Below are 19,966 nucleotides of genomic sequence, written 5' to 3' on the forward strand. Positions count from 1 at the left end.
TCCTGGTAGGTGTCCTGGTCATGGTCTTCATCGACTCGCCCCTGACCATGATGGTCACAGCCATCGCCTCAGTCCTGATGGTCTTCGGCTGGTACGCCTGCCGCAAACGCATCCACGAAATCGCCGAAACCCGCGAAGGCCACACCGGCACCGCCCCCGTCATCGCCAACCGGACGCCCATCCGGTAATTCACCAACGCCAACCGATCCGCACTGCCAAAGAAAGCCCATGACAACGGAAACCGAAGCAACCCTGACCGCATCCCACACCCGGCCCGCCGCCGTCGTTCTTCCTACTGCTGACCCACGCCCGGCGCGGAAATCCGCCGGGCACGTGATTGTTGATTCGCTGCTGGCCCACGGCGTGGACCGCACCTACGTGGTCCCCGGCGAGAGCTTCCTCGACGTGCTGGACGGCCTGCACCACTCGACGATTGAAACCATCGTCTGCCGGCACGAAGGCGGTGCGGCCTACATGGCAGAGGCGGACGGGAAAATGCAGCAGCGCCCCGGGGTAGCCATGGTGACCCGGGGGCCAGGGGCGGCCAACGCCCATGTTGGCCTGCACACCGCATGGCAGGATTCCACCCCGATGCTGCTGTTCGTGGGCCTGATTCCGTTCGCGCACCGTGACCGTGAAGCGTTCCAGGAGTTCGACATCAAGGCCTGGTTTGATACCGGCGCCAAACGTGTCATGGTGCTGGACCACCCGGAACGGGCGTCCGAGATTGTGGCGGAGGCGATGTTCGCCGCCATGAGCGGGCGGCCGGGTCCGGTGGTGGTGGGGCTGCCGGAGGACATCATCCGGCAGCAGATTGACCCGGCGGTCCACCCCGTCATTCCGGTGGCGTCCGGCGGGATGAGCAGCACCGACGCCACCGCCCTCCGGGCAGCGCTGGCAGAGTCCCGCAAGCCGCTGTTCGTCACCGGCGGCAACGACTGGACGCAGGAGGCAGCGGACCAGCTGACCGGATGGCTGGAACGGCACCACATCCCGGCTGCAGCGGAATGGCGGACACAGGGCACGGTTTCCTTCGATTCCCCGTCCTATGTGGGACCGATCGGCTATGGCCGCCCCCGGCCCACGTACGACCTGCTGGAGGAAACCGACCTGCTGGTGTTTGTGGGGACAGTTCCGGGCGACGTGATCACTGACGGGTTCCTCTGCCGGCAGGACTGGAACAAGAAGAACTTCCTGGTCACGGTAGACCCCTCGCTCCGTGGCCGCTCGGGGCCAGTTTCGCGGCAGATCCTGGCCAAGCCTGACGCCTTTGTCCGCGACCTTGCGGGCATCGACCTGCCCGTGAAGGAGGAGTGGAAAGCGTGGACGGCCCGGATGCGCGGCGAGCAGGAGCAGTTTGCCGCGCTGCCCCCGGCGGAGCCGGCAGCGGGGCAGGCGAGGATGGACACGCTAATGGCGAACCTGGTCCCCAGGCTGCCGGAGAACGCGATGGTCACCTTCGGTGCGGGGGGGCACACCAACTGGGCGCACCGGTATTTCCCCACCCGCCGCTACGCCTCCATGATCAGTGCCCGCAACGGTTCCATGGGCTATTCGGTCCCCTCGGCCATCGCGGCCTCGCTGGCTGAACCACGACGCCGGGTGGTCACCATTGCCGGGGACGGCGAGTTCCTCATGAACGGCCAGGAACTCGCTACCGCCGCGCAGTACGGGGCCACGCCGCTGGTGATCGTGATGGACAACCAGGAGTACGGCACCATCCGCACCCATCAGGAGCGGCACTACCCGGCCCGCGTCTCCGGGACGCAGCTGAAGAATCCGGATTTCGGCCTGATGGCCCGGGCCTTCGGCGGTTTTGGGGTCACCGTCGCCGAGGACTGCGATGTTCCGGCCGCCCTGGACGCGGCGTTGGCGGCCATCGATGAGGACGATGTCTTTGCGCTGATCCACCTCATCGTGGAGCAGCGGGTCAAAGCCTATTGAGAGGGGCATTTCCTGTGGCGAATCTGTCCGGTGATTCCCAGCCTCCGGACGTAAACTGACCTTCGCATCACTTCCCGTGAGCTTCGAGTCAGGTTGGAGCCGGCATGCGCTGGAGACTGTTTCTTGAACACCTGCGGCCGCCGCGCCCGTGGCGGCAGGCAGTAAGTCGGCCCGTGTTCTTCCAGCTCCCGGCGGAGGAGACGGCATGAGCCCCGAACCCGCGTCGGCACCCGGCACCAAGGCCGCGGCCGGCACCAAAACCGCGGACGCCGACGTCGTACGCATCCCGCGTCCGGCCGGCGGACCCGGACGTGGCGGGCCCTTTGGCGGGATGAACATTCCGGCGGAGAAGGCGATGAACTTCGGCGCGTCCGCCAAGCGGCTGCTGGGGACGCTGCGGCCGGAACGTGCCTGGCTCACCCTGGTGCTGCTGATGGCCGTGGCGGGCGTGGTGCTGCAGGTGATCGGGCCGCGGCTGCTGGGCGAGGGCACCAACCTGATCTTCTCCGGTGTGGTGTCCAAGGAGCTGCCGGCGGGCGTGACGCAGGAGCAGCTGATTGCGCAGCTGCGCGCGGCGGGGGACAACCAGAAGGCGGACATGCTCAGCGCCATGACGCTGACGCCCGGTGCCGGGATCGACTTCGCGGCGCTGGGGAGCGTGCTGACGTGGGCGCTGGTGCTGTATGTGCTGGCGTCGGCGTTCATGTGGGGGCAGGCGTATGTGCTGAACGGGGTGGTGCAGCGGACGGTGTTCGGGCTGCGTGAGGAGATCGAGGCGAAGATCAACCGGCTGCCGCTGAAGTACTTTGATTCCATCCAGCGCGGTGAGCTGCTGAGCCGGGTCACCAACGATGTGGACAACATTTCGCAGAGCCTGCAGCAGTCCATCTCCCAGGCGGTGACGTCCGTGCTGTCCGTGGTGGGTGTGCTGGTGATGATGTTCATCCTTTCGCCCACGCTGGCGCTGATCGCGCTGGTGACCATTCCGCTGACGCTGGGGATCACGGCGCTGATCGCCAAACGGTCGCAAAAGCTGTTCGTGGCGCAGTGGAAGAACACGGGGCAGCTGAACGGGCAGATCGAGGAGACGTACACCGGGCATGCGCTGGTGAAGGTGTTCGGCCGGCAGCGCGAGGTGGGGGAGCAGTTCCGGCAGAAGAACCAGGAGCTGTATGAGGCGAGCTTCGGGGCGCAGTTCATTTCCGGGCTGATCATGCCGGCCATGACGTTCATCGGGAACCTGGTGTATGTGGGGATCGCGGTGGTGGGCGGTCTGCAGGTGGCGTCCGGGGCGATGCAGCTGGGCGATGTGCAGGCGTTCATCCAGTATTCGCGGCAGTTCACGCAGCCGCTGGCGCAGCTGGGATCCATGGCCAACCTGCTGCAGTCCGGCGTGGCGTCGGCCGAGCGGGTGTTTGAGCTGCTGGATACGGAGGAGCAGTCGGCGGATCCTTCTGGTTCTGGCGGTGCTGGTTCCGGTGTGGGTGCTGGTGCTTTGGGTGCCGCGGCGTCGGCTTCGGGGGAGGCGTACGACGGCGGCCGGGCGGTGCGCGGTCGGCTTGAGTTTGAGGAGGTGTCTTTTGCGTATTCGCCGGACAAGCCGCTGATCTCCAACCTGTCGCTGGTGGCAGAGCCGGGGCAGACGGTGGCGATCGTGGGGCCCACCGGGGCGGGGAAGACCACGCTGGTGAACCTTATGATGCGGTTCTACGAGCTGGACGCCGGCCGGATCACGCTGGACGGCGTGGACATCACCACCATGAGCCGGCATGACCTGCGCTCGCGGATGGGGATGGTGCTGCAGGATACGTGGCTGTTCGGCGGGACCATCCGGGACAACATCGCGTACGGCCGGCCAGGAGCATCCGAGGGGGAGATCCTGGAGGCGGCGCAGGCGACCTATGTGGACCGGTTCGTGCATTCGCTGCCGGACGGATATGACACCGTGCTGGACGACGAAGGCTCCAACGTATCCGCCGGGGAGAAGCAGCTGCTGACCATTGCCCGGGCGTTCCTGGCCCGGCCGTCAGTGCTGATCCTGGATGAGGCGACGTCATCGGTGGACACCCGGACGGAAGTGCTGGTGCAGAAAGCCATGAGTGCCCTGCGGTCCGACCGCACGTCCTTCGTGATCGCCCACCGCCTGTCCACCATCCGCGACGCCGACCTCATCCTGGTGATGGAGGCCGGCCAGATCGTGGAGCAGGGGACGCACGCTTCGTTGTTGGCAGCGGGCGGGGCTTATGCGCGGCTGTACGAGGCGCAGTTCGCGGCTCCCGTGGCGGAGGTATGAGCGGCATAGTCGCAGATGGAGAGCAACTCGACTCGCTAAGCATTAGGGCTGGAGGTTCGCGCTTAGTCGGTGTGTATTCGACCAAGGATTAGTTGGATTGGCGCTGTTGTTAAAAGGCGTGTATTCTCACCGTTGGGCGTAGGCGCACGGTGCGCATCTCAGGTTCGCCTGAGAAGGTTCTTGGTTCGACTCCTCGGCGCCAGTGGTTACGGCCTTAGTCCGTAGGCAGTGGCGTCCAGGAGTAGACAATGACATTCCCCAGATCCGTCCCTTTTTCACGCCATTCGGAAAATCTTTCCGAGGTAAAAAACACAATCGTACAGTTGCAGCGGCTGCACAAAGCCGAAATCAGGTCCACCGGAAGTTTCCGGAATCCTGATATCGCGCAACCATCCGTGTTGGCCATTCGTCGCGTTCACTTGCTGTTAGTGGGGATTATGGCTGAAGCGACTCTTAAGAAGGTAATCGCGGATCCCACTGGTTTTTCGGACCAGGAACGTGAAATTATTTGGGGACGGAATACTCAGGAACTGCAATGGAGAAAAACCGTTGAATTAGCATTCCGCCGCCACTACGGCGTCGCCAGCAGTGGAACCTTGAACAATTCATCATTAGGCGCAGTTCCGAACGCCCAGCGTCTAATGCTGCTTGCGCTTATCCGCGACCAGTTGCAACCTGTAATTACGGATAGAAACAAAATTGCCCACGCCAATTGGATTTGGCAACTCAAGAGTCAAAGTAATGATGAATTCGTTCTGAATCCCCGAAATCATGCGACTTACGATTATTGCAGGATTGAAGCGCTCAATAAGGCCACTCAGGCGCTAGGCGCTCTAGTGTACTTGCTGGCGGTTTCAGAACCTACATTTCAACGCGATTATGATAAGCAACTTGCGATAATTGAACGAGCGAAATTTGTCATCGATGATAGTGCTTCTTCTTATAAAGAACTATGTGATTTCTTGAGTAAAATCCGACGATCGTAGCCAGATCGGTAAATCGTTCTAGTCCTCGTAGGGGTGGTTGGCGGCGGAAGAATTCACGCCAGCCAACGAGAGTCAGTATTGCCATGCCCGGCTCTTCAATACTCATTGGTCAGTTCGGTTGCCCTTCTAATACTGTATTGAAACTGGCGGCGGCAGGTGGTTCCTCACGTGACTCTTCCAGTTGGATACCTGGCGGAAACTTGGACGCGAGCCTTTTGGAAAAGCGGGCATTGGCGAAAATACCGCCCAGCAACTAGTTCTTGTTGACTGGTTCAAGTTCCAAGCAGGGCGAAGCATGAGTAGCCTGCCAGTCCATGGGCCCTAGCCAGCCCGGCTCAGTTCCGCGGAGAGTTATGCAAAAGGCAGCGGGAGAGCTACCCAAGCTGTCCGCTGAGCAGTATCCTAATCCGGCGGCCAAGCGAGCTCACGACGTCAGGAATGTCAGGGGTACCTGCTGTACTAAGTGCCTACCGAGAGGAGTTGAGTTTGATGAGCACACACCACACAGTACATATCCGTCACGTCACGGCTCCGCCTCCCAACGCGTGCAGGTGGTGTGGCCGCGATGAACGGCATCACGCCATCGAATGGGCCAACTCCGTTGGCTACCACAACTGGGTTGTACCCACTCCTGCCCAGCGGCGAGCCCGTATGGTGGCTCGGCGAACGCGTCAGTAATCTGCGCGCGAAATCAGCTCTTGAAAAACGTCTCGCAGTTTTTCTGGAACTTCGTCAGCGTTTTGAAGTCCTAGTGCCAGTGCGGTCATTATTTCAGGCTTCCCACTAACCTCAGTCGTGCTGTTTTCGCGGATCATGGCTTCGACATTCGAGCTGAATTTACCGGCCCGGTGGGGCGAGAAATCAGCGTGGGCCCACTCGCGTTTATCCGTTCGCGGCCACTCTCGATTAGCGCATTCGACCCATTGGGCATCCGTGAATGTGTCTTCGAACTCCCTGACTCCAACAGTAAGAACGTCCGTTCCTAGCGCCAGGCCGTGATTTGCGAGTCGCTGCTCCGAGAACATTTTTAGATCGCGGGAATCTTCATCAACTACTAGTAAAACGTCCCGGTTGTGCGATCTTAGGTACTTGGCGAACCGAAGAGCGCCGTCATTGTTATCGCAAGGCCATATCGCGATGCCACAGGCTTGAAGTTGACGCCCAGTTGCGAGCTTGAAAAGTACTGGGAAGGCGCGGCTTTCCGTAGGACCCTCGACTCCTACGAAGAGTCGTTCGTGGAGCAATACGGTGTTTCTGAGTCCGAGTGAGGCCGCGATTGCCCCGAGGTGTGAGCCGATTTGAGTGTCATCGGTAATTTGGTCAGCTTGTGTACGACTCGCGACATGTCGCAAATGGACGATATTTGAGATGTCGACGCCGTCAATTAGGTTCATGGAATGTGTTGCGACAACAATCCTGACGTTCGATAAGGCAGCCTGCTCGTCAAGCAGCTTCATGAAGCCCCTTTGATGGCTGTAGTCGAGATGTGTGTCTGGCTCATCGTAGAGGAGTACTGTGTCTTGGTTCGACCCGCTCAGCAGATCGGCGTTGAACTCCCACACAGCTAGCGCAATGCGTCGGGATCGGCCAGTGCCGGATTGCCCTAGATGTACCTGCTCGCCACGAGCGTTTACAGCGCTTACCTCCAACGACTTGAGACCACTGTCCAAGCGCACCACAGGGTGAATTTGGATCTCGCCGATGTCAGCGCACTGCAGTTTGATGTGTTTGCGAAGATCCTCTGCATCCTTCGCGACCTTCCCTTGAAGTACGCTTGTTAGCTCCGTCAGATTTCCCTTGATTGTGTCGTCTTCCGTATGGGTGGTGTACGACGTGCGAAGGGTAGAGAGTATGGCCTCCTCGGGATTTTGCGTCGACGTTGCGTCGAAGCGCTGTATGCGCGGAAGTGATCGTTTGAGATCTGCAGATGCAGGTGTCCACATGTCATGCTTCTCTGCCGACTGAACTTGTTCCTCCAGACGCTCTGCGAGTTCCGCCTTGTTACCTATTTCCGATAGACCAAGTCCATTTAGCCTGAATTTGAGTGTTTTTACGTCCTGCGCGCGAATATCCCTCAACCTGTCGTCTACTGGAACAGCTGTCAGGACTTCGAGGGCAGTCCCAGTCTCCCGGTACGCGCGCCGTATTCTGACCGGCGACGGGAGAGACAGTAAATCTTGTTCTTCCTCTCGAAGCGCAAACTCACCTTCAACCACGGTCTCGGAAACGCGAGATGGTGTACCATCAGGCCCTGGTTCCCCGTAGGTTCGATCTCTATCAGTCAGCTTATTTGCGTCTAGCAGGAAACCGATGGCATCCATAACAGCGCTCTTGCCGGCATCGTTATGTCCAGCCAAAATAGTAGGGGACCCCACCCGGACGGCTAATTCTCCCTCTATTGAGCGAAATCCGGTGATTGTCACCTTGTCTAGAATCATCAATGTCCCCTAGTTTCGACTATCAATTTGATGCTTGGCAGAAATGCCAAGGTAGCAGACGGATTCTCTTGCGAAAGCGGCGTTTGGCTGTCAACGGGCAGTTTGCCCTGCTCGGCGTGCCGCAGCAGCCCTCTCAGGGCGGCCACATTGCCGATCAGGAGTCAGTGTTGCCAAGCAAAGCAAGCAGTGCCGCGCCTGCGGAAAGGTACATCCGTGGTCAGCCTACGGTGATCTTCGCATCGCACTCGAAGATAGAAGCGAAGGCCACCACTAGGCGTCGTACGTAGTACACGGACACACAGCCCAACGTTGGAGCCCCCAGACGTAACCTGTTTAGATGCCTCGTTTTGCGCTTGATATTGAGTCCGTGCCCCGTCCCGTCCGCGCCCAGGAGCTGCTGGACGCGGTGAACCACCGGGTGGTCATTGCCGACGGGGCGATGGGCACCATGCTGCAGGGCCGGGAGCTGTCGCTCGAGGACGACTTCCTGGGGCTGGAAGGCTGCAACGAGATCCTCAACGACACCCGCCCGGACGTCCTCGCGGACATCCACGACGCCTACTTCGCCACCGGCATCGACGCCGTGGAAACCAACACCTTCGGCGCCAACTGGTCCAACCTCTCCGACTACGGCATCGATGACCGCATCGAGGAACTGGCACACAAGGGCGCCAAGATCGCCCGCGAACGCGCCGAAGCCGCCGAAGAAACAGACGGCCGGATGCGCTGGGTCCTCGGTTCCATGGGCCCCGGCACCAAGCTCCCCAGCCTCGGCCACACCACCTACGAGTACCTCAAGCAGACCTTCGCCCTGCAAGCCGAGGGCCTCATCGACGGCGGCGCGGACGCGTTCCTCATCGAAACCAGCCAGGACCTGCTGCAGACCAAGGCCGCCGTCAACGGCTGCAAGCAGGCCATCGTCGCCAAGGGAATCCGCCTCCCCATCTTCGTGGAGGTGACGGTCGAAACCACCGGCACCATGCTCATGGGCTCCGAAATCGGCGCCGCACTCACCGCCCTGGAACCGCTCGGCGTCGACGCCATCGGCCTGAACTGCGCCACCGGCCCGGACGAGATGAGCGAGCACCTGCGCCACCTCTCCAAGCAGTCCACCGTCGCCATCGCCTGCATGCCCAACGCCGGCCTGCCCGTCCTCGGCCCCAACGGCGCGCACTACCCGCTCACACCCAGCGAACTCGCCACCGCGCACGAGCAGTTCGTCCGCGAATTCGGCCTCGGCCTGGTGGGCGGCTGCTGCGGTACGACGCCGGAGCACATGGCCGCCGTCGTCGAACGTCTCGAGCCCTTCCGCCAGCAAGCCGTGCCCGCCAACGCGGCAACAGAACCGGCCCGCACGCCCACCGAGCGCGAAGCCGGCATCGCCTCCCTCTACCACCACGTGAACTTCGACCAGGAATCCGCCTACCTGGCCATCGGTGAGCGCACCAACGCCAACGGCTCCAAGGCGTTCCGCCAGGCCATGCTCGAAGAGCGCTGGGACGACTGCGTGGACATCGCCCGCGAGCAGGTCCGCGTGGGCGCGCACCTGCTGGACGTCTGCATCGACTATGTAGGGCGCGACGGCGTCGCGGACATCAAGGAGATCGTCTCCCGTTTCGCGTCGGCCTCCACCCTCCCGCTGGTCATCGACTCCACGGAACCGCCCGTGCTGCAGGCCGGACTCGAGCTCATCGGCGGCCGCCCGGTGGTGAACTCCGTCAACTACGAGGACGGCGACGGTCCCAACAGCCGCTTCGCCCGCATCATGCCGCTGGTGAAGGAACACGGCACCGCCGTGATCGCCCTGACCATCGACGAACAGGGCCAGGCCCGCACCACCGAGGGTAAGGTAGCCATTGCCTCCCGCCTGGTGGACTCCCTGGTGGGGGACTGGGGCATGCGCGTCGAGGACATCATTGTGGACGCCCTCACCTTCCCCGTGGCCACCGGCCAGGAGGAAACCCGCCGCGACGGCATCGAAACCATCGAGGCCATCCGCCAGATCACCACCAAGTACCCCGGCATCAACACCACCCTCGGCGTCTCCAACGTGTCCTTCGGCCTGAACCCGGCGGCGCGCATGGTGCTCAACTCCGTGTTCCTGCACGAAGCCGTCCAGGCAGGCCTGACCAGCGGCATCATCGACGCCGCCAAGATCGTCCCGCTCGCCTCCCTCCCGGAGGAGCAGCGCAAGGTGGCCCTGGACCTCGTCTACGACCGCCGCGAATACGACGCCGACGGGAACGTCACGTACGATCCGCTGGCCATCATGCTGGACCTGTTCGCCGGCGTCGACACCGCAGCGCTGAAGGACCAGCGCGCCGCGGAACTCGCCGCCCTGCCCACCGGCGAACGCCTGCAGCGCCGCATCATCGACGGTGAAGGCAAGGGCCTCGAAGCGGACCTGGACCTGGCCCGCAGCGAAGGCATGAGCCCGCTGTCCATCATCAACGACCAGCTCCTTGAGGGCATGAAGGTGGTGGGTGAGCGGTTCGGGGCCGGCGAGATGCAGCTGCCGTTCGTGCTCCAGTCCGCCGAGGTGATGAAGAACGCCGTGGCCCTGCTGGAGCCACACATGGAGAAGTCCGATTCCTCCGGCAAGGGCACCATGGTGATCGCCACCGTCCGCGGCGACGTTCACGACATTGGCAAGAACCTCGTGGACATCATCCTCACCAACAACGGCTACAACGTCATCAACATCGGCATCAAGCAGGGCATCGCCGAGATCATGGCCGCCGCCGAGGAACACGACGCGGACGTCATCGGCATGTCCGGGCTGCTGGTGAAGTCCACCGTGGTGATGAAGGACAACCTCGCCGAGCTGCAGACCCGCGGCCTGGCGAAGAAGTGGCCCATCATCCTGGGCGGCGCCGCCCTCACCCGCGCCTACGTGGAGCAGGACCTGGCCGAGCAGTTTGAGGGCACCGTCCGCTACGCTAAGGACGCCTTCGAGGGCCTGGCCCTGATGGAACCGCTGGTCCGGGTGGCCCGCGGCGAGGACCCGGACACCGTGGGCCTGCCGCCGCTGAAGAAGCGCATCCACAAGGGCGGACCCAAGTTCACCGTGACCGAGCCCGAGGCAATGCCCGGCCGGTCCGACGTCGTAGCTGACAACGCGGTGCCCGCGCCGCCGTTCTGGGGTACCCGCATTGTGCGCGGCGTGGCCCTGAATGATTACGCCAGCTTCCTCGACGAACGCGCCACCTTCATGGGCCAGTGGGGCCTCAAGCCCGGCCGCGGCGAGGACGGCGCCTCCTACGAGGAATTGGTGGAACGCGAAGGCCGGCCGCGCCTGCGCTACTGGCTGGACCGCATCCTCGGTGAGGGCATGCTGGACGCTTCCGTGGCCTACGGCTACTTCCCGGTGGTCACCGAAGGCGAGGACGTGGTGGTGCTGCACCACGGCGAAGACCGCGACGGCGTCCTGGGCACCGCGGGCCTGCTCGCCCCGGACGGCGGTTCAGGCGGCCCCATCGGCACCGAGCGCTTGCGCTTCAACTTCCCGCGCCAGCGCCGCGACCGGCACCTCTGCCTCGCTGACTTTGTGCGCTCCCGTGAGTCGGGCCAGATCGACGTGCTGCCGGTGCAGCTGGTCACCGCCGGTTCGAAGATCGAGGAGTTCACCTCCAAGATGTTTGCCGCCAACCAGTACCGCGACTACTACGAGCTCAACGGCCTGGTCATGCAGCTCACCGAGTCCCTGGCCGAGTTCTGGCACTCCCGGATCCGCAAGGAGCTGGGGTTCGCCGCCGAGGAGCCCAAGGACAAGGCGGGCCTGTTCAAGCTGGACTACCGGGGCGCCCGGTTCTCACTGGGCTACCCGGCCTGCCCGGACATGGAGGACCGCCGCAAGGTGGTGGAGCTCCTCAAGCCCGAGCGGATGGGCGTGATCCTCAGCGACGAGCTGATGCTGCACCCGGAACAGTCCACCGACGCGTTCGTGTTCCACCACCCGGAGGCCAAGTACTTCAAGGTGTGAGTTGGGCCGGACCTTCAGCCTGCGCGGAACCGATGCATGATCGGTTCACGGCTCGAGCCGGCTTCCGATGTAGTTTCGGCCCGTGCGATTACCATCGGAGCACGAGCGAGCTCTTGACCGCGTGGAAAAGGCCGGACACTATCGTCGGAGGAAGAGCTGGACCGCAGGTCCTCCCTCATCGAGCCAATGGCCGATTGTCGAATGCTGTTGGCATGAGTCAGGAAGATGATCTCGTGGAACTGCTGGGCCGACTGCGAAATAGTCATCATCTACCCGCCACTAGCCACGGTGTACGGTCAGGAACTAAGGCGTGAAGGAAGCAAGCAAATGAGTGAAGAACTCCGTGAACGCATGGATCGTTTCGTCGAATTCATCAATTCAGCCGACGAAAAGATCGGTGTTGAGGTCATTTCACCGTCGGCGACGTTCCACGTGCCCTTCCTGCCGGAGCCGGTGCAGGGTCCAAGCGGCTACCTGAAAATAATCGGCATAATGCGGCAAGCGTTTCCCGACGTCCAGTGGTCACTGGAAGAAACCATTATTGAAGGAAACACGGTAGCCGCACGATTCATCCTTCGTGGCACACACCAAGGGGACTTCCTCGGCGTACCTGCAACAGGCAAACCAATCCAAGCGCAGGCGATGAACGTCTATCGATTCACAAATGGTCAAATCACTGAGGAGCACGGCCTCCCGGACCTCTTCGGGCTGATGATGCAAATCCGGCCAATCGACGCCTAGATGTAGGGAATCAGGACCTTGGTTGCTTCGCGAATATAGCTGAAGGGACTGGGCCCGGTTTAATACCGAACCCAGTCCCTTCAGCTCCAGCTCGCGGGGGAGCTGGCCCTACCGGTGTGTTATTTCTTTTCGGGAAGGAACATTGCCTTGTCCAGCTGCGTCACGGTGAGCGATTTGAGCTGGGCGGTACCGCCTTCGGCGAAGAGGGCCATCTTGTCGGCTCCCGGGTTGGGAAATACCTGGTCGGTGATGGTCTTCAGGCCGTTCTGGGCGAACACCTCAACGGAGGAGTGGTCGAGGTAGATCCGCATGGTGATGGTGCCGTTCTTGTCCGGCGTGACGGGGGCGTCCTCGATGGAGGCGAAGGCCGGGTGGAATGTTGTGTTGCCTGAGTTTCTGCGGTCAACGAACATCTTGCCGGTTGTGGCGTCGTAGCCGATGACGGTGGATGAGGTGCCGTCGCCGAGGACGGTGATGCCGGATTTTGTTGCGGTTCCGGGGTCGAAGGTGATGTCCACCTGCTGCACCTGCCCTGCCGACTGTGCCGGCAGCGGGTGCGTTCCTGCGGAGATCGGTCCGCCCTTCTTGTCCTTGTAGGCGGCTTTCCCTCCCAGTTTCTCCACCTGCTTTACGGCGCTTTGGGTAAGGCGGGGGCCGTCAGGGGTTTGGGTGAGTTCTACTTCGCGGGGAAGGGCCATGGCGCTGCGCCAGGGGTTGGTTGGGATGTTGTTTGCGTAGTCCCAGTTGCTCATCCAGCCGAGCATGATCCGCTTGTCGTCGGGCATGTTGGCGAAGGATACGGCGGCGTAGTAGTCCCGTCCGTAATCAAGCCAGTCGTAGGCCTCCAAGCGGGATGCCGCCGGTGTGGGGCTCGCAGTGAATTCGTCCGCGAGTATGTGTCCCCAGCCGAACCGGTTGTTGTCGACCACCTTGATGTGTGCCTGCCGGCCAACGAATTCCTTGACGTCCCATGATGCCCAGTCAAGGGATTCACTGTCGTTGCCGGTGGCAGTACGCACCACCTGTCCGTCGACTACCAGGTTCACCGTTTCTTCATCGGACCTGGGCACAGCTGCGGTGTCGGTGAGCATGACGTGGTCAAGGGTGAGGTGTCCCCACCCGCCGGTAGCTTGGTCAACGATCCGCAGCTGGGCGTTTTGCCCGGCGAATTCGGAGACGTCCCAGCCCTTCCAGTTCAGCAACCCGGCATTGTCGCCGGCCAGGGAGCGGACCACGTTGCCATTGATGAGCAGCTGGACAGCCAGGGTCTGTCCGGAGTCGGCGGTGCGGTTGCCGCCTCCCACCAACATGCTCATGAAGTTCTTCGTGAGGGGGAACGCGGGTGATGTCAGGGTGCCTTGGCGGTCATCACCGGGTACGGTGCCGGTTTCAAACGTGTTGATCCGTTTGGCGCCGATGTAATAGTCCCCGCCGCTGGTGGCCGGCTGGTAATTGGGCGTCAGGTCTCCTGTTCCGGTCCAGCCTGCTGCGGCCAGCGTCGTCCCGTCAGGAACTTCGAAGCCGTCAAACTTGAGCTCTCCTTCAGGCGGGTTGTTGTCCAGCTTGTCGGAGACGTGGGGGTGCTTGCCGCCGCCCACCAGGAAGTTCAGGTAGTCGTCGGTGACGGTGAATGTGGGCGACTGCATGGAACCGAGCGGCCAGTCCCCGTCATTGAAGGAGTTGATCAGTCCGCTGCCGCCGAATCCGGTCACGGGGCTCTGGCCGGAAATCGAACCGGTCGCCGGGGCGTCACCGAAGGGGCCGTTCTTCCAGTTGCCCGGTTCGTTGTTCACCGTCCAGCTGTTGTAGGTTCCGTCGTTGAATCCGGCCAGGACGGTGCCGGCCGGCGGGGCAACGGCTGGTTTGGTGGTTTCGGAGGTGAATGTGGTGCCGTCGAAGTTGCCCACGAAGTACTGGACGGCGGAGCCTCCAGCGACACCGCCGGGGTTGATGCTGACTGTCATGACCCATTTGACGTTGTTCGGGTCGCCATCAACAGCTAAGGGGAACAGGTCGGGGCATTCCCACTGCCCGCCGGTGGCGTTGGCGGGCCCGAATTCGCTCAGCACCGTCCAGTCCTTGAGGTTGTCGGACTTGTAGAGGACAACCTTGTGCTCCTGCGATTCCACGGCGGTCATGACCCAGTAGCCGCCACCGCCGGGCTTGTCGTACCAGAAGACCTTCGGGTCACGGAAGTTGGCTGAGTTCCGGCTCAGCACCGGATTGCCGTCGTACTTGGTCCAGGTCTGGCCGTCGTCAAGGCTGTAGGCCAGGGATTGGGCCTGCAGGCCGCGGTGCGGAGACGGGTCCTTGTAGGCGCTGGTGTAGATCGCGATCAACGGGGGATTCTTTTTAGTGCCCAAACCGGACGTGTTGTTTTTGTCGACGACGATGCTGCCGGAGAAGACGTCCTCCTGGGCATCGGTGGGGATGGCCAGCGGCTGCTCTTCCCAGTGGACCAGGTCCTTGGATGTGGCGTGGCCCCAGGACATGTTCCCCCAGGTGTTACCGGAGGGGTTGTGCTGGTAGTACATGTGGTAGACGCCCTTGTAGAAAACGAGCCCGTTGGGGTCGTTCATCCAGTTCTTCTCCGGCGTGTAATGGATCGCCGGCCGGTGCTGCTCATCCCCAAGTTCAGCGGCGGACGCAGGCATGGCACCGGCCAATGCAGTGGCGAGCGAGAGGCTGGCCAGTGTCAGTGCAGAGACGCTGCGCGTGCTCCGCATGGTGGATTGTTTCATGTTGCTTGTGTCGCCCTTCATCGCGCGTGTCCAGTCAGTAGACAACGTTGTCAATCGATGCGATGGACTCTAAAAGATGTCCATCAGACAAGTCAACGGTCATTTTGCCACCGGTTTTTTCGCGTATGAACAGGCCGCCGGGATGAGGGAACGACGACTGGCCCCGCGTCCGCAGGACGGGGGCTGAGGCGTGCGAAGGTGCGGTCTCTAAGGGAAAGGCCCTCGGTGGCGCCTACCCTCTGGCCGCTGTTTGCAACTGGCTATAGGACCGGGTTCAGCCAGGTCAGCTCCGAGCCGTCACCTTCGATGTGGCGGACCAATTCCTCGTTGAACCTGGCTCCGTAGTCCGCGGTGATGTGCTCCTGGAATGCGGCTTCATCCCGGTAGACCTCGAAGACGAAGTATTCCCGCGGATTTTCTTCGCGGGTGTAGGGAAGGAACAGTTCGTTGCCTGGTTCGTTGCGGACGTGCCGGGTCAGTTCGACCATCATTTCGGCAACGCGGGCCTCACTGCCGGCTTTGACGGTGAATTCGGCATACAGGGTTTTGGTCATGATCTCTCTCTTCAGGGGGATTTGCAGAGGTCTATCTCGTTTGGGGGAGGGGGTTATGCCGGTGGGCGGATTTCGCCGGAGCCTCTTTGGATGAGCTCGGAGGGGACAACGTAGGTCTGCGCAGGTTGTTCGTCGCCGTCGATTCTTGCCAGAAGCCGTTCGGCGGATTTGACGCCAATCCGCTCCGGGTGTTGGGCGATGACAGTGACCCCGGGGTCCATCATGTCGGCCAGCGTGAAGTCGTCAAAGCCGACAAGTGCCACACGCTTGTGTGCGGCAAGCTCCTTCAGCGCGCGCATCGTTCCGAAGGTGACGAGGTTCTGGCTGGAGAAGATTGCCGTCGGAGGATCCTCGGAATTCAATAGTTCAAGGGCCGCCCGCCTCGCTGCTTCCTCATCATGAAGCTCGTCGACGACGGGCAGTGCGGAGGTGGGAAGGCCTGCCCGGGCGACCTCCTCGAGGAAGCCCCGCCGCCGCTCCCGTGCGGTTTGAATGTCTGTGCGGTCGCCCAGGTAGGCCAATTTGGTGTGTCCGTGCGCCAGCAGATGTGCGGCCGCTTTGCCCGCGCCCACTGCGTTGTCAGTGACCACGGCATCAGCCTCCACGCCTACCGGCTCACGGTCAATAAAGACCATTGGCAGGTTTCTGGAGTGCTCAGGAATCATATAGGCCTGGTTTTTTGCGATCGGCGTCAGGACAAGGCCGTCCACCCTCCTGCCCAGGAAGGCCGCGATGATGGCCTGCTCCCGTTTAGGGTCGTCGTCGAGGCTGGCGGCGAAAACTGCTATTCCCCGGGCGCCAAGCGCATCCTCCATGGCCCGGTGTATCTCACCGCTGAACGGGTTCGAGACGCTGGGCAGCAGGAGGCCAACCGAGAGGGTCCTTCTTCCAGCCCGGCGGAGGCTGCCGGCTGTGACGTCCAGCTGGTAGTTGAGCTGGGCGATGGCATCGAGCACCTTTTGCCGGGTGGCCTCAGATACCCCGGCCTCGTCGTTGATTACCCGTGAAACGGTTTTGATTCCGACGCCCGCGAGTGCCGCCACGTGGCGCATCGTGGGTCGCGTCGGAGACAGGGGTGGCTGGTAACGATCGGACATCGTTGTCAAGAAAGTCGCTCCTTCTCGTTCTTTTCCTATTGACTCTAGCCTGTGATCCTGATTACCTCTGTATGACATCGTTGTCGAGGCCAGCTAGGGCCTCAAACACCAGGAGATTCAATGTTGAGTTCCAAAGCACCTCGTTCAATGGCCACCCGCCTGTTCGCGGCAGGAGCGGTCCTGACGTTGGGAGCGGTCAGTCTTTCTGCCTGTGGCGGCAGTTCCAGTGGCCCCTCGGCCAGCGGAGGTTCCGCTGACGAGAAGGTGGGCGTCTCCCTGATCGTGAAGACCACCACCAACCCGTTCTTTGTTTCCATGCAGGACGGTGCAAAGAAAGCCGCCGAAGCAGACGGGGTTGACCTGAAGCTGGCAGCCGGCAAGGCCGACGGCGATGAGGAAACGCAGATCCAGGCGATCGAGAACGCCATCTCCAAGGGGGATAAGGGGATCCTGATCACGCCCAACGGCCCTTCCGTGGTTGATGCCCTGAAGAAGGCGAAGGATGCAGGCCTGTTCGTCATCGCCCTGGACACTCCGCCGGACCCCGCCGATGCCGCCGACATCACGTTCGCGACGGACAACTTCGCCGCCGGCGAGCTGATCGGTAAGTGGACTGCCGCGCAGTTGGACGGCAAGAAGGCCACCATCGCGCTGCTGGACCTCTTCGACGACAAAGTCGTCTCGGTGGACTACAACCGGGACCAGGGCTTCCTGACCGGGTTGGGCATCGACACCGCTGACAAGAAGAAGAACGGTGACGAGGCCAAGACCGGCAAGTACACCGGTGGCAAGGGCGGAGAGTACGAAATCGTCGGCAGCCAGGCCTCCCAGGGCGCCGAGGACGGCGGACGCACGGCGATGGAAACCCTCCTCGCCAAGAACCCGAATGTCAACGTCGTCTACACCATCAACGAACCCGCCGCCGCCGGCGCCTTCGAGGCACTGAAGTCAGCCGGCAAGGAGAAGGACGTGCTCGTGGTTTCGGTTGATGGCGGCTGCACGGGCGTGAACAACGTGAAGTCCGGCGTTATCGGTGCCACCGCCCAGCAGTACCCGGTCAAGATGGCCGAACTGGGCGTGAAGGCCATCGTGGATCTGGCCAAGACCGGTAACAAGCCTGCCAACTCGCCCGGCCTGGACTTCTACAACACCGGCGTCGAACTCGTCACTGACAAGCCGGCCGACGGCATCAAGAGCATCACCACCACCGAAGCGTCCGAGATCTGCTGGGGTAAGTAGAACCCTGCAGCCATGCGCCCGGGGAGGCCGCGCTCCGCTCCGGCCTCCCCGGTGCACCACTTCCGCGTTAGCTACGCGTCAGCAAACCATCATCGAAGATCAGGACCCATCGTGACCCAGCAACAGACCGCCGGCCCGCCCAGCGCCGGGCATGCCGACCTGGCGGAGGAATTCCTTGACCGCCAGACCCCGCTCAGCCGGATACGCAACATCCTCCACCGCTACCCCGCCCTCAGCCCGGCCCTCGTACTTCTCATCGCGGTGGTGGTGTTCGGCCTGCTCAATGACAGGTTCCTGCGGGTTGAAAACCTCTCGCTGATTACCCAGCAGGTTTCGGTCGTCGGCACCCTGGCCATTGCCCAGACACTCATCATCCTCACGGCCGGGATTGACCTGTCCGTCGGAGCCGTGATGATCCTGTCCTCCATGGTGGTGGCCCAGCTCGCCGTCAACAACGGACTCCCCGCGCCAGTTGCCCTGTTCGCGGGCCTGGTGGTGGGACTCGCCGCCGGAGCGGTGAACGGATTCCTGGTCACCAGGTTCCGGCTCCCGCCGTTCATCGTCACCCTCGGTACCCTGAACATCTTCATCGCCCTGACACTGCTGTACTCCAACGGGGCTACAGTGCGTGGCTCGGCAATGCCGGGCCTGCTGACCTGGACCGGAACCACCTTCCCGGTGGGCGGCGTCAGGATCTCCACCGGCGTCGTCGTGATGCTCCTGCTCTACATCGCCATCGCCTTCATCCTCGGCAAGACCGCCTGGGGCCGGCACGTCTACGCCGTGGGCGATGACAAGGAAGCCGCCCGCCTGGCCGGCATCGCCGTGAACAAAGTCCTCATGAGTGTCTACCTCGCCGCCGGGGCCGTCCTGGCCATCGGCGCCTGGATCCAGATCGGCCGCACCAACGCAGCCAGCCCCAACGCCGGCGTGGACCTGAACCTCGACTCCATCACCGCCGTCGTCATCGGCGGAACCAGCCTCTTCGGTGGCCGCGGCTCCGTCTGGGGAACACTCCTCGGCGCCCTGATCGTCGGCGTCTTCCGCAACGGACTCTCCCTCGCAGGCCTGGACGTTCTGTACCAGACCCTCGCCGTCGGTGTCCTGATCATCCTCGCTGTGTCCATCGACCAGTGGATTCGAAAGGTCAAGTCATGACCATGACAGAATCAGCAACCTCCCACACCGCGACCCGCGAACCCATCCTGTCAGCCAGGAACCTGGTCAAGACCTTCGGCCGCGTTGTTGGCCTGGACGGTGTCAGCCTCGACCTGTATCCGGGCGAAGTCCTGGCAGTCATCGGCGACAACGGGGCAGGCAAATCAACCCTGATCAAATGCCTGACGGGAGCAGAAGTCCCTGATTCCGGCGAGCTCTTCGTCTCAGGCCAGCCGGTGCACTTCAAGCGGCCGCAGGACGCCAGGGTGCACGGCATCGAAACCGTCTATCAGAACCTGGCGGTATCGCCGGCTCTCGATGTCGCGTCGAACCTGTTCCTCGGCCGGGAAGAGCGGGTCCCCGGTCCGCTGGGCAAGCTCTTCCGCGTCCTGGACACGAAGGGAATGCGCCGCAAAGCCAAGGACGAGCTCACGCGGCTCGGCATCTCCACGCTCCAGGACGTCACAGTCCCTGTGGAGAACCTCTCCGGCGGGCAGCGCCAGGCCGTTGCCGTGGCCCGGGCAGCGGCGTTCGGTTCAAAGGTTGTCGTGCTAGATGAGCCGACGGCGGCGCTCGGCGTGCGCGAATCCAACCAGGTCCTGCAGCTGGTCCGGGACCTCCGGGACCGCGGCCTGCCCGTCATCCTGATCAGCCACAACATGCCCCACGTGTTCGACGTGGCAGACCGGATCCACATTCAGCGGCTCGGCAAATGCGCGGCTACCATCACCCCGCAGTCCCACAATATGACCGATGCAGTGGCCATCATGACCGGCGCAGCCACCGCCTGACC

12 protein-coding genes and 1 pseudogene are annotated in these 19,966 nt (G+C 62.4%); 9 read left to right on the forward strand and 4 right to left on the reverse strand.

Annotated features, from left to right (window positions below):
• From AC1DBN_RS11955 to AC1DBN_RS11970, 4 genes and pseudogenes are all read left to right on the forward strand, one after another.
• Nucleotides 1–188: pseudogene (locus tag AC1DBN_RS11955) on the forward strand (amino acid permease); the annotation flags it as partial.
• A gap of 40 nt (nt 189–228) precedes the next feature.
• A complete protein-coding gene (locus AC1DBN_RS11960; RefSeq protein WP_477723266.1) occupies nt 229–1,944 on the forward strand; it encodes a thiamine pyrophosphate-dependent enzyme in 1,716 nt (571 codons plus the stop codon).
• 205 nt (nt 1,945–2,149) lie between these two features.
• On the forward strand, nt 2,150–4,237 hold the full coding sequence (locus AC1DBN_RS11965) for an ABC transporter ATP-binding protein (protein ID WP_477723267.1): 2,088 nt from the start codon (nt 2,150–2,152) through the stop codon (nt 4,235–4,237).
• 248 nt (nt 4,238–4,485) lie between these two features.
• Complete coding sequence (locus tag AC1DBN_RS11970) at nt 4,486–5,223, forward strand: hypothetical protein (RefSeq protein ID WP_477723268.1); 738 nt, start codon at nt 4,486–4,488, stop codon at nt 5,221–5,223.
• Between the two features lie 671 nt (nt 5,224–5,894).
• Here AC1DBN_RS11970 and AC1DBN_RS11975 read toward each other — a convergent pair.
• Nucleotides 5,895–7,661: an ATP-dependent nuclease gene (locus AC1DBN_RS11975; RefSeq protein WP_477723269.1), complete on the reverse strand. Its 1,767-nt coding sequence runs from the start codon at nt 7,659–7,661 to the stop codon at nt 5,895–5,897.
• Between the two features lie 337 nt (nt 7,662–7,998).
• Between AC1DBN_RS11975 and metH the strand changes: the two genes are divergently transcribed.
• On the forward strand, nt 7,999–11,643 hold the full coding sequence (gene metH, locus AC1DBN_RS11980) for a methionine synthase (protein ID WP_477723270.1): 3,645 nt from the start codon (nt 7,999–8,001) through the stop codon (nt 11,641–11,643).
• 327 nt (nt 11,644–11,970) lie between these two features.
• Nucleotides 11,971–12,384 carry an ester cyclase gene (locus AC1DBN_RS11985; protein WP_056077946.1) on the forward strand — a complete coding sequence of 138 codons (414 nt, stop codon included), beginning with the start codon at nt 11,971–11,973 and terminating at the stop codon, nt 12,382–12,384.
• Nucleotides 12,385–12,503: 119 nt separating this feature from the next.
• Here the strand turns inward: AC1DBN_RS11985 and AC1DBN_RS11990 are convergent, their stop codons facing one another.
• The 3 genes from AC1DBN_RS11990 to AC1DBN_RS12000 all read right to left on the reverse strand — a co-directional run bounded on the left by AC1DBN_RS11990 (nt 12,504) and on the right by AC1DBN_RS12000 (nt 16,731).
• Nucleotides 12,504–15,125 (reverse strand): GH32 C-terminal domain-containing protein, encoded by a 2,622-nt coding sequence (locus tag AC1DBN_RS11990; protein ID WP_477723271.1) that lies wholly within the window; start codon nt 15,123–15,125, stop codon nt 12,504–12,506.
• A gap of 260 nt (nt 15,126–15,385) precedes the next feature.
• Entirely contained in the window at nt 15,386–15,679 is a 294-nt protein-coding gene (locus AC1DBN_RS11995; protein ID WP_056077941.1) for a putative quinol monooxygenase, read from the reverse strand.
• Nucleotides 15,680–15,732: 53 nt separating this feature from the next.
• The gene (locus AC1DBN_RS12000) at nt 15,733–16,731 is read right to left on the reverse strand and encodes a LacI family DNA-binding transcriptional regulator (protein ID WP_314215107.1); all 999 of its coding nucleotides are present in this window, start codon (nt 16,729–16,731) and stop codon (nt 15,733–15,735) included.
• A gap of 165 nt (nt 16,732–16,896) precedes the next feature.
• Between AC1DBN_RS12000 and AC1DBN_RS12005 the strand changes: the two genes are divergently transcribed.
• The 3 genes from AC1DBN_RS12005 (at nt 16,897) to AC1DBN_RS12015 (ending at nt 19,964) form a co-directional block, all read left to right on the forward strand.
• Nucleotides 16,897–18,015: a substrate-binding domain-containing protein gene (locus tag AC1DBN_RS12005; RefSeq protein WP_056077935.1), complete on the forward strand. Its 1,119-nt coding sequence runs from the start codon at nt 16,897–16,899 to the stop codon at nt 18,013–18,015.
• 111 nt (nt 18,016–18,126) lie between these two features.
• Nucleotides 18,127–19,173 (forward strand): ABC transporter permease, encoded by a 1,047-nt coding sequence (locus AC1DBN_RS12010; RefSeq protein ID WP_056077933.1) that lies wholly within the window; start codon nt 18,127–18,129, stop codon nt 19,171–19,173.
• Nucleotides 19,170–19,964: an ATP-binding cassette domain-containing protein gene (locus tag AC1DBN_RS12015; protein ID WP_477723272.1), complete on the forward strand. Its 795-nt coding sequence runs from the start codon at nt 19,170–19,172 to the stop codon at nt 19,962–19,964. Before AC1DBN_RS12010 ends, AC1DBN_RS12015 begins: the two co-directional genes overlap by 4 nt.
• Nucleotides 19,965–19,966: the final 2 nt, after the last annotated feature.

This window comes from Pseudarthrobacter sp. 10T415 (genome assembly GCF_056394175.1).

Excerpts from the sequence above, each read along its gene's own strand:
- AC1DBN_RS11990 (WP_477723271.1), bottom strand. The coding sequence starts at position 15,125 with ATGAAACAATCCACCATGCGGAGCACGCGCAGCGTCTCTGCACTGACA.
- AC1DBN_RS11995 (WP_056077941.1), bottom strand. The coding sequence starts at position 15,679 with ATGACCAAAACCCTGTATGCCGAATTCACCGTCAAAGCCGGCAGTGAG.
- AC1DBN_RS12005 (WP_056077935.1), top strand. The coding sequence starts at position 16,897 with ATGTTGAGTTCCAAAGCACCTCGTTCAATGGCCACCCGCCTGTTCGCG.
- AC1DBN_RS12000 (WP_314215107.1), bottom strand. The coding sequence starts at position 16,731 with ATGCGCCACGTGGCGGCACTCGCGGGCGTCGGAATCAAAACCGTTTCA.
- AC1DBN_RS12015 (WP_477723272.1), top strand. The coding sequence starts at position 19,170 with ATGACCATGACAGAATCAGCAACCTCCCACACCGCGACCCGCGAACCC.
- AC1DBN_RS11960 (WP_477723266.1), top strand. The coding sequence starts at position 229 with ATGACAACGGAAACCGAAGCAACCCTGACCGCATCCCACACCCGGCCC.
- AC1DBN_RS11965 (WP_477723267.1), top strand. The coding sequence starts at position 2,150 with ATGAGCCCCGAACCCGCGTCGGCACCCGGCACCAAGGCCGCGGCCGGC.
- AC1DBN_RS11970 (WP_477723268.1), top strand. The coding sequence starts at position 4,486 with ATGACATTCCCCAGATCCGTCCCTTTTTCACGCCATTCGGAAAATCTT.
- metH (WP_477723270.1), top strand. The coding sequence starts at position 7,999 with ATGCCTCGTTTTGCGCTTGATATTGAGTCCGTGCCCCGTCCCGTCCGC.
- AC1DBN_RS11985 (WP_056077946.1), top strand. The coding sequence starts at position 11,971 with ATGAGTGAAGAACTCCGTGAACGCATGGATCGTTTCGTCGAATTCATC.
- AC1DBN_RS11975 (WP_477723269.1), bottom strand. The coding sequence starts at position 7,661 with ATGATTCTAGACAAGGTGACAATCACCGGATTTCGCTCAATAGAGGGA.